The sequence below is a fragment of the Sediminihabitans luteus genome, from assembly GCF_002797595.1.
GTDB classification, from domain to species: Bacteria; Actinomycetota; Actinomycetes; order Actinomycetales; family Cellulomonadaceae; genus Paraoerskovia; species Paraoerskovia lutea.
The window spans coordinates 578,079-590,329 of sequence record NZ_PGFE01000002.1; the positions used below are offsets into that span (position 1 = coordinate 578,079).

At 73.8% G+C, this 12,251-nt stretch carries 10 protein-coding genes; 6 read left to right on the top strand and 4 right to left on the bottom strand.

The genetic code is table 11. The features are described 5' to 3' along the window. The first annotated feature begins 73 nt into the window (after nucleotides 1-73). Nucleotides 74-688 (top strand): DUF6328 family protein, encoded by a 615-nt coding sequence (locus tag CLV28_RS15510; protein WP_275405056.1) that lies wholly within the window; start codon nucleotides 74-76, stop codon nucleotides 686-688. A 121-nt stretch (nucleotides 689-809) separates the two neighbouring features. Here CLV28_RS15510 and CLV28_RS08665 read toward each other — a convergent pair whose 3' ends face one another. The 3 genes from CLV28_RS08665 to CLV28_RS16200 all read right to left on the bottom strand — a co-directional run bounded on the left by CLV28_RS08665 (nucleotide 810) and on the right by CLV28_RS16200 (nucleotide 4,947). Beyond that, nucleotides 810-2,531: a S8 family peptidase gene (locus CLV28_RS08665; protein WP_100422875.1), complete on the bottom strand. Its 1,722-nt coding sequence runs from the start codon at nucleotides 2,529-2,531 to the stop codon at nucleotides 810-812. A gap of 191 nt (nucleotides 2,532-2,722) precedes the next feature. Continuing rightward, entirely contained in the window at nucleotides 2,723-3,859 is a 1,137-nt protein-coding gene (locus CLV28_RS08670) for a tyrosine-type recombinase/integrase (protein WP_100422876.1), read from the bottom strand. A gap of 956 nt (nucleotides 3,860-4,815) precedes the next feature. After that, complete coding sequence (locus tag CLV28_RS16200) at nucleotides 4,816-4,947, bottom strand: hypothetical protein (protein ID WP_275405057.1); 132 nt, start codon at nucleotides 4,945-4,947, stop codon at nucleotides 4,816-4,818. Nucleotides 4,948-5,019: 72 nt separating this feature from the next. On the opposite strand from CLV28_RS16200, the gene CLV28_RS08675 reads away from it, so the two are divergent. Both CLV28_RS08675 and CLV28_RS08680 read left to right on the top strand, forming a co-directional pair. After that, nucleotides 5,020-5,847, top strand: coding sequence for a hypothetical protein (locus CLV28_RS08675; RefSeq protein WP_157802570.1), 828 nt, complete (start codon nucleotides 5,020-5,022; stop codon nucleotides 5,845-5,847). Between the two features lie 73 nt (nucleotides 5,848-5,920). Continuing rightward, nucleotides 5,921-6,634 carry an alpha/beta fold hydrolase gene (locus CLV28_RS08680; RefSeq protein WP_100422878.1) on the top strand — a complete coding sequence of 238 codons (714 nt, stop codon included), beginning with the start codon at nucleotides 5,921-5,923 and terminating at the stop codon, nucleotides 6,632-6,634. 7 nt (nucleotides 6,635-6,641) lie between these two features. On the opposite strand, the gene CLV28_RS08685 is transcribed toward CLV28_RS08680, so the two are convergent. Then, nucleotides 6,642-7,646, bottom strand: coding sequence for an aminoglycoside phosphotransferase family protein (locus tag CLV28_RS08685; RefSeq protein WP_157802571.1), 1,005 nt, complete (start codon nucleotides 7,644-7,646; stop codon nucleotides 6,642-6,644). Between the two features lie 92 nt (nucleotides 7,647-7,738). Here CLV28_RS08685 and CLV28_RS08690 point away from each other — a divergent pair, with 92 nt between their 5' ends. From CLV28_RS08690 to CLV28_RS08700, 3 genes are all read left to right on the top strand, one after another. Further along, nucleotides 7,739-10,102, top strand: a complete 2,364-nt coding sequence (locus CLV28_RS08690) for a HelD family protein (protein WP_100422880.1) — start codon at nucleotides 7,739-7,741, stop codon at nucleotides 10,100-10,102. Nucleotides 10,103-10,310: 208 nt separating this feature from the next. Continuing rightward, the gene (locus tag CLV28_RS08695; protein ID WP_100422881.1) at nucleotides 10,311-11,591 is read left to right on the top strand and encodes a Fic family protein; all 1,281 of its coding nucleotides are present in this window, start codon (nucleotides 10,311-10,313) and stop codon (nucleotides 11,589-11,591) included. 286 nt (nucleotides 11,592-11,877) lie between these two features. Beyond that, complete coding sequence (locus CLV28_RS08700; protein WP_100422882.1) at nucleotides 11,878-12,222, top strand: RNA polymerase-binding protein RbpA; 345 nt, start codon at nucleotides 11,878-11,880, stop codon at nucleotides 12,220-12,222. The last annotated feature ends 29 nt before the right edge of the window (nucleotides 12,223-12,251 follow it).

Genomic DNA, 12,251 nt, shown 5'->3' on the forward strand with positions numbered 1-12,251 from the left:
CTCTGCACCGTGGCGCTCTGCACCGTGGCGATCACCGCGTGCGACCACGCACCGCGCACGCGACGATCACCCCATGCCCGACCAGCCGATGCGCGACGACACGTCCACGACCGACGACCACCCCCGGCACGACACCCGGCCCCCGACCGACGACGCCCCGGACTCCACCGCCTCCCCGGTCACCACCGCCCGCGAGCGCCGCGGCGAGACCCGCGAGCAACAGATGGACCGCAACTGGAACGAGCTCCTGCAAGAGCTCCGCGTCACCCAGACCGGCACCCAGATCCTCACCGGGTTCCTGCTCACCGTCCCGTTCTCCGCCCGCTTCGAGACCCTCGACGACCTCGAACGCACCACGTACCTCGTCGTGGTCCTGCTGGCCGTCCTCGCCACCGGCCTGCTCGTCGCCCCCGTGAGCGTCCACCGCGTGCTGTTCCGCCGCGAACGCAAGGCCGAGCTCGTCCACATCGCCGACCGCCTCGCCCGCGCCGGACTCGCCGTCCTGGCCCTGACCATCACCGGCTGCGTCGTCCTGCTCGTCGACGTCGTCCTCGACACCCGCGCCGGCACCGTCGCCGGCGTCTGCGTCCTCGCGGCGCTCGCGGTCCTGTGGGTCGTGCTGCCGCTGCGCGTCGCGCACGGGGCGCCGCCGCGCCCTTCCCCGGAGGACGACGGGGTGCAGCGGTAGACCGGGAGGAGCAGGGGTCGTCGCCGAGGCGCCGACCCGGAGCACGAGCACGCACCACCAGGCGAACGACGCGGGCCCCGACCGACGGTCGGGGCCCGCGCGTCTTACCGGCGGCACGGGGTCAGCACGACCCCAGGTCCTTCCACGGGCCCCACGTCACGGCCGACGTCGGGCGCTCGGCGAACGTCCACCACTTCGCCTCCCACAGCCGGCCCCCGTCAGCAGCACGCTCACCACCGGTGTACGTCTGCCCGGCCTGCCACGCCGGCGCCGAGCACACGGACGGCACGGGGGTCGAGGACGGGACGGGCACGGACGGCGCAGGGGAGGACGGCGCAGCAGACGGCGACACCGACACCGACGGCACGGGCGTGGGGGAGACCGGAGTCGACCCGGTTACCGCACGCACCGCAGCCGTCACGTCCAGCTCGCCCGCACCACACCCGTCGCACCACGGCGACGACGGCCGCGCCGTGTCCCTGAGCACCTGCGCCACCTGGTCCACGCTCAACGTCGGGTCCGCAGCACGCACCAGCGCCGCCGCACCCGCGACGTGCGGAGCAGCCATCGACGTACCCGACATGTACCCGTACGCGTCCACGCCCGGCGTCGCGCCACCCGTGTTGTACGTCGAGATGACGTTCACCCCCGGAGCCGATAACGCGACCCCCGCACCGAAGTTCGAGAAGCCCGCCCGGCCCCCGGAGGCGTCATGAGCGGCCACCGCCACCACACCCGCGCAGCTCGCCGGGGTCGCCAACGCCACGTCCTCCGCGCTGTTCATCGCCGCAGCCACCACGACCGTGCCGTTCGCCCGCGCCACGTCCACCGCCGCCTGCTCGAACCCCGAGCACGCCACACGCGCGCCCATCGACAGGTTCGCCACGTCAGCAGGGTGCTGGTTCGACGGAACACCCGGCACCGCACCACCCGACGCCCAGATCAGACCGTCCATCGCATCCGACATGTACCCGCCGCACGCACCCAGGATCCGCACCTGCAGCACGTCCACCTCGGGCGCGACACCCGCCACACCGATCCCGTTGCCCTCACGCGCCGCGATCGTGCCCGTCACGTGCGTCCCGTGCCACTGCGACGGGCACCACTCCTCGCTGTACCCCGGGTCCCGCGCATCACCATCACGCCCGTCCCCGTCGTTCGCCGGCACCAGCGCCGAGACCATGTCGTACTCACCCACCAGGGCGGAGCCGAAGTCCTCGTGCGGCCGATACCCCGTGTCCAGGACCGCCACCGTCACACCCGCACCACGCGTCACGTCCCACGCGCCACCCAGCAGGTCCACACCCGGGGCACCCGCACCACCCCACTGACGCCACCACTCACCGTCGTTCGGCGCAGCCGAGCCCACCGACACCATCACGTCCGGCACGACCGACTCGATCGACGCGTCCTGCGCCACGATCTGCGCCGCCACGTCCTCGACCGCGTCCACCGCGACCACGTCGTCCAACGCCCACACCCGCGCACCCGTCCCCGTCTCACGCACCGGCGCCACGGACCCCGACACCTGCGCGAACGCCTCGGTCAACGCCGCATCCTGCCGCGCCACCTCCGCCGGCACGGCCGGCGCGTCATCCTCGTCCCGGTACGTCACCACGAAACGGTCCGTCGCCTCCACCTCGGACGACGACACCGCCCCCGGCGCAGACACCACCGGCGGGTCGGACGGCGCAGGCGCCGCCACCACCGGCGCGGCCACACCCACCGACAGCACACCCACCGTCAGCGCGACAGCCGCCACACCCGACGCCACCGCGCGCACAGAAACACAGCTCTTCATGAAGTTCGAGATCCCTCGATCGATCCACCAGGCCCCGAACACCCACGGCGCTCGCGGACCTCTGACTGCGGGGCCTCGCCCTCGAGCAGCTCGAGGGCACGACGAAGAGCGTCGGAGCGAGGCCCGACGACGCACCTGTCGTGCGATCAGCAGCCCCGCGTCTCGCAGTACCGACATTAGGTCATGTTGCTTACGAATAGGCAAATATGGGACGAATCAGCGCATGATGGATGTCATGAATCCTGCGTGACGGCATCCCCGGCCTCATGATCGAGCGGGGGCTCGGCGGCGGAGATGCTCGCCGAACGGTTCGTCCACGCCGTGCCGTCGGCCAGGGGATGCGCGCGGATCGCCGCCGCCAGCTCGCCCTCGATCCGGTCCAGGTACACGCCCGTCGTGGCGATCGAGGCGTGCCCCAGGAGCTCAGCGACCACCTTGACGTCCCACCCGTTCGCCACGAGCAGGGTCGCGGTCGTGTGCCGCAACGCGTGCGGGGTGGCCTCGCGGCGGTACTCGGCGGGCATGCGCCGCACCGCGCGGGCAACCACGCCCCGCACGCCCTGCGCGTCGAGCCGCCGCCCGCGCCAGGTGATGAACAACGCCCTGCGAGCGTCAGGATCGCCCGGACCGCGATCGACCAGGCGCGGACGCAGCTCGCCGACGTACGCGTCGAACACCGCGACCAGCGCAGGGGAGAGCGCGAGGGTGCGCACCCCACCGCCCTTGCCCCGTACTCGCCACCGCACCTGCCCGGGCTCGCGCACGAAGTCGTCGAGATCGGCCCCCACGAGCTCCGAGACCCGGGGTCCGAGGATCACCAGCAGCGCCACGACCAGACGGTCCCGCAGGCCCAGGTCGTGGTCGGCCCGACCGACTGCGCCCGACGACGCCGCCGCGCCCGCGCCGTCCGACACCTCGAGCAACGACCGCGCCGCCGTCCCCGACAACGCCGTGCGGGCCGTGCGCAGACCGCCGCGCAGGCGCGCCGGCGGCGCGGCCCACTGGAACGGGTTGGCCTGCACCCACCCCTGGAGCGCCGCGTGCGTGAAGAACCGCGACACCGACTGACGGAACCTGTTCACCGTGCCCGGGGAGCGGCCCTGCGCGGCAGCGCTCGAGGCGCGGTCGCGGTACCGCCCATCCGGGGTGCTCTGGTAGCGCACCAGCACGTCGTCGATGTCCGTCCCGCTGACGTCGTCAAGCACGACGTCGCCCCCGACCAGACGCGCGAACTCCCGCAGGTCCCGCTCGTAGCTGCGCTGCGTCGTGCGCGCCAGCACCCCGCGCGCCGCCTGCGAGGCCACCGCCGTCAGGTACGTCGCGACGGCGTCCGCGACGGTGAGTCGCTCGACGCGAGGAGGGGCTGCCACGATCGGCTCCTTGGTTCGAGAGGCGTTGCCACCGGATCGTACGTGCCACCACCGACACGTTCCGGACACCGGACGCGAGCATCGATGCAGGTGAGGGGCGTGCGGCGCTCGTGGTGAGTCAGCGTGCGGCGGCGAGCGCGGGGGAGCGGTGAGGCGTCAGGTGGCGCCGTCGCGCCGTGCCCTGCCGTGTGCCTGCCGGAGCGGCTGCGGGAGGAGTGGCATCCGCGGACGTCGGGGCATGACGTCCCCGATATGGCGTCAGGGCCGCGGCGTCACTCGGCGAGTGCGGCGCACCGCGCAGGGGAGGGCGACTCGGATCGAACAGGTGTGCGAAACCATTGTGTTGTGACATACACAATGGTTTGACATGCTTTGTCCTATTCTTCGCACACTAGCGCGGGCGCGGAGGGCGTGCGAGCCGACCGCCGGCGCCGGCGCTCGCGGCGAGCGACGAACGGCCGCCGCGCTGCAGGTCCGGCCAATGCGGCCAATGCCACAAGCGCGATGATCGGCAGGGAAGCGAGCGCCACGAGGACCAGCGCGGCCAGGGTAAGGCCCAGCAGCGTCGTCCAGAGCGTTCCCAGGACGAGCCTGCCGAACGTCGGCCGATGGTCGACGTCAAGCTGTCGGCCGCGACGAGCTCGGTACCGCACGTGCGGCGTCGGTCGAGCTGTCGGGCGCACGGGAGCTGCCGGTGCGGTGCGGCACGAGCGGATCGCGTCCATGCATGACGGGGAGAGGGCGCGGCGGCCGGATGATGCGTCCTGGGGCGGATCTCACCCGCGAAATGACATAATGTACATTATCGGCGCGCTGTGGCGTCGACGAACGCGCTGTCCCAGAGGCCTCCGGATCGCCGGGCCTCGTTCACCGCGAGCGTCACGTCCTGGCCCCTTCGCGCACGCGGGACCGGGCCGGAACGTGACGCTCGCGCGGTAGCGCGCGCCGGCGCGTCGTCACGCAGTGCTGAGCTCGACGGTCCGCACCTGCTCGCCGCAGGTCCCGCAGGTCAGCGTCTCCAGGACCAGGCGCTTGGTCACGCGCACGGCCTCGTGCTCGATCACGTGGTGGTCGCTCAGACAGTCCATGGCTCATCCCTTCGGGTCGAGCCAACTGTAGGCCGTCCCGTGCGTGTCGGACGCCGCCCGTACGGTCGGTCCGTGAACGCCGTCCACCCGTCGCCAGGTCCCGACATGCTCGACGAGCTGAGCGATCGTCTCCGGTTCACGACGTCGCTCACGCTGACGGCCCCGCACGCGGGCTCCGACGCACCGACCGGCCTGCTCGGGTGGGGCGCCGCCCTGACGGCGAGCCTCGACACGTCGAGGCTCGACGCGACGGACATCGACGCGACGGGCGCGCCGTCGCGGGAGCAGCAGACCGGCGAGGGAATCGTCGTCGGGAAGGCTCGTGGGCTGCTCGTGGACCTCCGGCTCGACCAGGACCTGGGCGCCCTGCTCCCCCACGTCGTGCACGGTGGATCCAGGGGGCCGGGCGTGGACTCCGCCGGCGACGACCTTGCTGACCGCGACCTCGCCGACCGCGAGCTCGTGGTGCGCACCCTGTTCGGTCTGCGCGCCCACGCACGCGGGCTGCAGGGCGCCAAGGCCGGCGCGAGCGTCGACCACGTCGCCCTCGCACCCGTGCTGCGCGGCGCCGGGGTCGGCCCGGCGTGGCTGCGGCGCATCCTGACGCTCCTGGCGTTCGCGCGGCCGTCGCTGCCCGTGGTGACGTTGCCGTTCCCCGAGGGCGCGTCGTCGGACGATGCGTGGGCGATCAGCGCGGCGCTCGACTCGGTGCGGACGGCGTTCACGGCCGCGGGGTTCTCCCCCGCCACTGCCGCGGCGGGCGCGTCGCATGAGCTGGCGATGGCGCGGGTCGAGCCGTGGTGGACGATCGCCCGCCCGGGCGCGGGCGAGCCCGTCGCGCCCGTGGACGTCGCGCGGAGCGTCGTGGAGCAGATCCTGCAGGCGGCGCAGGGACGCTGAGCCCGCTCCAGGTGCCCCGCGCTCCCCCGCCTGCGACGCGCCTCGTGTCGGACCCTCGTTCTAGCCTGGAGTGATGGAGACCACACGAGCACCGATCATCCTCGTCCCCGGCTTCTGGCTGGGCGCCTGGGCGTGGGACGAGGTCGCGGCGATCCTGCGCGCCGACGGTCACGACGTCACCGCGCTGACCCTGCCGGGGCTGGAGAGCGCCGACGTCGACCGGTCCGGGATCACGCTCTCCGACCACGTCGACGCGATCTGTGCCGCGGTCGAGGCCGCGGGCGACGGGGTCGTGCTCGCGGTGCACAGCGGAGCCGGCGCGCCCGGCTACGCGGCGTCCGACCGTCTGCCCGAGAAGATCGCGACCATGGTCTACGTCGACACGGGACCCGCGACCGGCGCCCTCGACCCGGACGTCACTGGCGCGCAGACCGGTCCCCCGACCCTCGCCCAGCTCGGCGAGGACGAGAGCCTCGAGGGCATCAGCCCCGAGCAGCTCGCGGCTTTCGAGGCGCGCGCCGTCGCAGAACCTGCGGGCCCGCAGCGCGACGCGCCCGTGCTGGAGAACCCGGCACGTCTTGACGTACCGACCGTCGTGATCTGCACCTCGTTCACCGAGCAGCAGTATCGCGAGGCCGCCGCTGCCGGGTTCGCCTTCGTGGGCGGGCTGACCGAGCTGCACGACGTGCAGTACGTCGATCTGCCGACGAGCCACTGGCCCATGTGGTCGCGGCCCGCCGACCTGGCCGCCCTGCTCGGCGGCGTGGCCGAGCGCTCGACGCAATGACGGCGCGTCAGCCGCCGAGCTCGCGCACGAGGGTCGCGACCTGGCGCAGCCCCGCGTCCTCCAGCTCAGGGGTCGCGTGGGCGTAGCCCCAGGCAGCGGCGCTCACGGCCTCGCGCACCCGGGTGCGCTGCCACGCGCCCGGCTCACGGGGGTCGCGGCCGTACCCGTCGAGGAACGCGCGCTCGAGCTCCGGCGCGTCGCCGAAGCGCAGGAACGCGAGCCGGATCAGGTCGGTCGCGGCAGGTCGCAGGTCAGCGCGCCCGAGGTCGATCGCCCGGATCTGCCCGGCGTGCACGAGCCAGTTGCGCGGGTGCCAGTCGCCGTGCGTGGGCACGACGGACTGTGCGGGCGTCGGCCACCGGCGGATCGCGTCCTCGAGCACCCGCGCGTCGTCGGCGTCGATGCGGTGCGGGCGCGCGAGCCAGGCGAGGGCGTCGGCCTGCTCGCGGCGGGCGAACTGCCCGTCGTCCGACACCGTGAGCTGGGCGTGCAGGGACGCGAGGAGCTCGCCGGCCTGCCGGTACGTGTCCGGGTCGTGCTCGCACGGGTGGCCCAGCACGAGCGTCCCGGGCAGGTACCGGGTCAGGAGCAGCTTCGCGTCACGGTCGGCCGCGACGAGCGCGGGCGCCCGCCCGAGCGACGCCCACGGGCCGAGCCACGACTCGTGCGCCCGGATCTCGCGGGCGATGTGCGTGTCGGCGGCGTCGCCGGCCTTGACGACGAGGTGCTCCCCGTCGGGCCGGACGAGCTCGAGCACCGTCGTGCCCATCAGCCCCCACGAGTGGTCGGCGACGACGTCGGCACCCGGGGCCCAGCGCGCGACGAGCTGCCGCTGGGCGGGGGTGAGTGGGTACAGGCTGAGCGGGCTGAGCGGGCCCGTGCTGAGGGTCTCGTCGCCGGGAGCGTCGCCTCTGAGGGATTCACGGGTGCGGGACCCGAGGGTCGTGAGCTCAGGCCGTGGGGTGGGCGGGGAGACTCCACCCGCAGGCGCGTCGTCCGACTCTGCCTGCATCTCAAAGATATATCGCACAGGGGGTCTTGCGGCAAGGCCCCCTGCAGGGCGCACACTCGGTCCTCCGCCCTGCCTGACGATCGGAGCCGCCCGTGCGCACGCCCTCTGCCTTCGACCTGCCCGACGCGCTGCACGCCAAGGCCGACCCGGCGCTCGTCGCCGACGACGAGGTGCACTTCGCCGCGATCGCGGACAGCATCGAGCACCAGGTCGCCGAGCTCGAGCACCGCCTCGACGTCGCGCGCCGCTCCCCCGCGGGCAGCGGGCAGGCCGCGGTCGAGCGCGACCAGGAGATCCACCGCACCACGGCACGCCTGCGCACGCTGCGCCGGTACGGGATCGACCTGTGCCTGGGCCGGGTGGTGGGCCTCGACGGCACGGTCGCGCACGTGGGACGTCTGGGACTGACCGACGCGCACGGGCGCCGGCTGCTCGTGGACTGGCGCTCCCCCGCGGCCGAGCCGTTCTTCGGGGCGACGCACGCGAATCCGATGGGCCTGGCGAGCCGGCGCCGCTACCGGTGGGCGCACGGACGGGTCGTCGACTTCTGGGACGAGGTCTTCACGGCTGACGCGCTCGAGGGGCACGCGGCCCTCGACGACCAGTCGGCGTTCGTCGCGAGCCTGGGCGCCGCCCGCTCGGACCGCATGCGCGACGTGCTGGGCACCATCCAGGCCGATCAGGACGCGATCGTGCGGGCGGGGTCGCGGGGCGCGCTCGTCGTCGACGGCGGCCCGGGCACCGGCAAGACCGTCGTCGCGCTGCACCGCACCGCCTACCTGCTGTACGCGGACCCGCGCCTGGGCCACCGGCGCGGCGGCGTGCTGTTCGTCGGCCCCCACCAGCCCTACCTCGCGTACGTCGCGGACGTGCTGCCGAGCCTCGGCGAGGAGGGCGTGCGCACGTGCACGCTGCGCGACCTCGTGCCCGAGGGGGCGTCCGCGGTCGAGGAGAGCGACCCGCGCGTGGCCGATCTCAAGGCGCGCGCCGCGATGGTCGACGCGATCGAGCCCGCCGTGGCCCTGTACGAGCAGCCCCCCACGCAGGGGATTCTCGTCGAGACGCCCGTCGCGGACGTGTGGATCTCGCCCGAGGACTGGGCCGAGGCGTTCGGGGCCGTCGACCCGGGCACGCCCCACAACGAGGCCCGCGACGAGATCTGGGACGCGCTCCTGGCGATCGCGGTCGACAAGGCCGCGGACGAGCTGACCGCGAGCGCCGAGGGTGGGGACCGGGGTGGTCCGTGGGGTGCGGGTGACGTGCTGGCGGGGGCGGGTCCGGACGAGGACTGGCTGGACGGCGGGGACCTGGGTGATGTGGGCCTGGACGGCGTGGACGAGGGGTTCGACGCGTACGGGGCCGCGGGGCGTGCGGGGGTGGATCCGGTGGAGGCGTTGCGGTCGGCGCTCGCGGTGCATCCGGGGTTGGTGGGTGCGTTCGGTCGGGCGTGGCCGGTGCTGGAGGCGACGGATCTGGTGGGTGATCTGTGGGCGGTGCCGGCGTACCTGCGTCGGTGTGCTCCGTGGTTGTCGGTCGAGGAGGTGGGGTTGCTGGGTCGGGCGGAGGGGTCGGCGTGGACGGTGTCGGATCTGGCGTTGCTGGATGCGGCGCGGCGTCGGTTGGGTGATGCGGGGGTGTCGGGGCGGCGGCGGCGTGCGGCGGCGGCGCGGGAGGTGGAGCTGTCGCGCAGGGCGGACGTGGTCGAGGACCTGGTGGCGTCGGACGGTTCGGACATGCGGGTGATGTCGATGTTGCGGGGGCAGGACCTGCGGGCGGCGTTGGTGGACGTCGAGGAGCCGGTGGTGGTGTCGGACGGGTTGGCGGGGCCGTTCGCGCACGTGGTGGTGGACGAGGCGCAGGAGCTCTCGGACGCGCAGTGGCGGATGCTGCTGGCGCGGTGCCCGTCGGGGAGCGTGACGGTGGTGGGTGATCGGGCGCAGGCGCGTGCGGGGTTCGCGGAGTCGTGGGGTGAGCGGTTGGCGCGGGTGGGTGTGGGGCGGGTGCGGGTGGCGTCGTTGTCGGTGAACTACCGCACGCCGGTGGAGGTGATGGGGGCGGCGGAGCCGGTGATCCGTGCGGTGCTGCCGGATGCGAACGTGCCGACGTCGGTGCGGCGTGCGGGGGTGCCGGTGCGGTTCGGGCGGGTGGCGGAGCTGGGTGGGGTGCTGGCCGGGTGGGCGGGCGGTGCGGGCACGGTGTGCGTGGTGGCGGTGCCGGATGTCGTGCGGCGGGTGGTCGCTCCGGTGCTCCGCGAGGTCGGTTCGGCGGACGGCGTTCCGGGGGCCGGGTCGGGGGGTGTGCGGGTGCTCTCCCCCGCCCTGGTCAAGGGGTTGGAGTTCGACCGGGTAGTGCTGGTCGAGCCGGAGGGTTTCGGCGAGGGTGTGGCCGGTGGGGTGGACCGGTACGTGGCGATGACGCGGGCGACGCAGGAGCTGGTGGTGCTGGCGGGGTCGTGAGCGTCCAGGTGTCCGCGAGCGCCGGTGTGTCGGGTGCTGGTGTGCGGGTGCGTGTGGGGGTCTTCGTGGAGCGTTGCGCGCCGCTCTGCTGAATTAACTTTAGGTGCGGTAGCGTGTATCGAACGGGTGGTGCGTTCCGGCTGTCGCCGCCCGGGGTGCCCGGCGCCGTCGGGCCGCGGACGTCGCACGGCCGGGCGGGGAGGGTGACGTGGCGAGGTTCGTCGAGCTGGTGTGGGACCCGCAGGACTCTGCGCACCTGTCGCGGCGCGACCGTGCCCCGGGCCGGTACCGGGCGTACGTGCCGGACGAGCTGGGTGCTGCGCTCCCCCGCCTGGGTGAGCAGGCGCGGCAGGCCGCGGAGGACGCGGTCACGGTGCTGGCACGCGCGGACGAGCGGATCGGTGCGCGCGGGCGCTACCTGAACCATCTGCTGATCCGGTCCGAGAGCATCTCGTCGTCGTGGATCGAGGGGAACCGGATCACCCCGAAGAAGCTCGCGGTCGCGGAGATCCTCGCGGCGGGCTCGCGGGCGGCGCTCGACGTGATCGCGAACGTGCGCGCGACCGAGGAGGCGATCGACGCGCTCGCGGACCGGTCGCGGCCGATCACCACGGCGGACGTGGAGCACCTGCAGCACGTGATCGAGCCGACGCTGGCGTTCGGGCTGCGGCGCGAGCAGAACTGGGTGGGTGGTCCGGGCTGGTCGCCGTTGCGTGCGGACTTCGTGCCTCCCCCGCCCGGAGAGGTGCCGCGCCTGGTGGAGGACCTCGCCCGGTTCGTCAGCGCGACCGACGGCAACCCGGTGGTGCGCGCGGCGATCGCGCACGCGCAGTTCGAGACGATCCACCCGTTCGTCGACGGCAACGGGCGCACGGGGCGTGCGCTGATCCACACGGTCCTGGCGCGTGCGGACGCGTTGCGCAACACCCTGATCCCGATCAGCACGGTCTTCGCCGGGGACACCACCGCGTACGTCGCGGGCCTGGGCGCCTACCGGCAGGACCCGCCCGACCTGGACGCGTGGGTGCTGGGGTTCGCGGCCGCGGCCGAGCGGGCCGCGGCGAGCGCCGTCCGCCTCAGCCAGGACGTGGGTGCCCTGGACGAGCAGGTGCGCGAGGACCTCATCGCCCACCGCGAGGCCAAGGGTCTGCGCCCGGCCCGCCCGCGCGCGGACGCCGTCGTGTGGCGGGTGCTGGACATGCTCGCCACGGACCCGGTGCTGACGATCGAGGGCGTCGCGCAACGGCACGGGGTGTCCCCGGTCGCCGCGCACCGCGCCCTGGTCGAGGCCGCGGACGCCGGGGTGCTGGGACGGACCAAGGACCACCGTTCGCGCGTGGTGTGCTGGACGGCGGACCGGCACCTGGACCTGGTCGCGCTGACCGAGCGCTCCAACCGGGTCGGGGGTGCGGACACCGCGCACGCGCGGCCCCGCCTGGGCCCGCCGGCACCGCCCCGCGCGCGCCCGGACGGCCCGCGGACCGTGTGAACTTGCTCATGCGATCCCCGACGCCCGCAGCCCTCACGGCACCGGGCCCCCGGGATCGTGCGGCTGCGGGCCCGGGCCCGGGCCCGCGTCGTCCGGCACCGGGGGCCGTGCGGCGGGACCGACTTGCAGGCCGCTGCCGGTCCGGGCACTCTGGTCGAGCGCTTTCGACGCGCGACGTCCCGCCGACCCACACGTTCACGGGACCTTCACGCGTCGCCGGAACATCGCTCACCGTGCGGCCGTTGTATGCGAGTGACGCCACTTCCGCTACCCCTTGGAGGATGACATGCCTGACCGATCGTTGCGTGGAATGAGCATCGGGTCGAAGAGCATGGAGACGGACGAGGGCGTCGACTTCGCTCCGCGTTTCCAGGCCCACTACGACTGCCCGAACGGGCACACGATCATCCTGCCGTTCTCGACCGAGGCCGACGTTCCCCCCGTGTGGGAGTGCCGCTGCGGCGAGGAGGCGCTCCTGCGCGACGGCGAGCGCCCCGAGCCCAAGGCGACGAAGCCGCCGCGCACCCACTGGGACATGCTGCTCGAGCGTCGCACCGTCAAGGAGCTCGAGGAGCTGCTCGACGAGCGCATGGAGCTCCTGCGCGCGGGCAAGCTGCGCCGCGGCGCGTGACCCGCACGACCTGACCTGACGGCGAAGGC

Coding starts and splice junctions, on each gene's coding strand:
- CLV28_RS15510 (WP_275405056.1), top strand. CDS start 74: ATGCCCGACCAGCCGATGCGCGACGACACGTCCACGACCGACGACCAC.
- CLV28_RS16200 (WP_275405057.1), bottom strand. CDS start 4,947: ATGGACTGTCTGAGCGACCACCACGTGATCGAGCACGAGGCCGTGCGC.
- CLV28_RS08680 (WP_100422878.1), top strand. CDS start 5,921: ATGGAGACCACACGAGCACCGATCATCCTCGTCCCCGGCTTCTGGCTG.
- CLV28_RS08685 (WP_157802571.1), bottom strand. CDS start 7,646: ATGCAGGCAGAGTCGGACGACGCGCCTGCGGGTGGAGTCTCCCCGCCC.
- CLV28_RS08700 (WP_100422882.1), top strand. CDS start 11,878: ATGCCTGACCGATCGTTGCGTGGAATGAGCATCGGGTCGAAGAGCATG.